Source organism: Haloferax sp. Atlit-6N (genome assembly GCF_003383195.1).
Classification (GTDB): domain Archaea; phylum Halobacteriota; class Halobacteria; order Halobacteriales; family Haloferacaceae; genus Haloferax; species Haloferax gibbonsii.
In genome coordinates, this window is sequence record NZ_QEQJ01000116.1 from 1 (window position 1) to 604 (window position 604).

General features: G+C 59.8%; 2 protein-coding genes. Both read right to left on the minus strand.

Translation table 11 applies throughout. The features are described 5' to 3' along the window. On the minus strand, positions 1-230 hold a 230-nt coding region (locus tag DEQ92_RS21465; protein WP_147299554.1), incomplete at its 3' end, for a helix-turn-helix domain-containing protein. A 50-nt stretch (positions 231-280) separates the two neighbouring features. Beyond that, positions 281-571 carry a hypothetical protein gene (locus DEQ92_RS24005; protein WP_199522961.1) on the minus strand — a complete coding sequence of 97 codons (291 nt, stop codon included), beginning with the start codon at positions 569-571 and terminating at the stop codon, positions 281-283. Positions 572-604: the final 33 nt, after the last annotated feature.

Consider the following 604-nt stretch of genomic DNA (forward strand, 5'->3'; position numbering starts at 1 on the left):
TGCCCGTCGTCGGTGACGTCGACGACGCCAGCGTTGACGAGCCGATTCACGTAGCTGTAGGCGGTCCCCTGGGCGAGTTCGAGGTCATCCATCACGTTCTGGACGGTCGCCTCGTCCTCCCGAGCGAGGTACGTGTACAGTTGAGCCAGCTGTGGCTCCTCAAGGAGATCCGCGACCGAAAGGAAGTCTTGGACGATGTCACCGTCGGCGCGATTTGAGGTACGTGACATGGGCCGTTCTTGATTACAGTTTACAGCGAATCAGTAAAGAGTGTTTTGGGTCACTCCCCTCCCTCGTCGGTGTCGCGAGCGGTGGTCCAGCCTCGATGGAAGACCGCCAGTTGGAGAACCGAGTCGAATGCCTCGTCGCTTGGCTCGTGGACGAGAACGCGTTTGTCGGGGATGGGAGTGACGACGTCGTCGTCGACGAGGTCATTGACCAGAGAATGGGCTCTCCTGTCGTTGATATCCGCTACTGCGACGCGGGCAGCATCTTGATCCTGTGCGACGAGTTCCGCTTCAAACCATTCGTGGTCGGCTGATGCATCGTCGAGTGCGTCTGTACCGGGCATGGGAATCACGTCGGCGCGTATTGACGCGCCTCG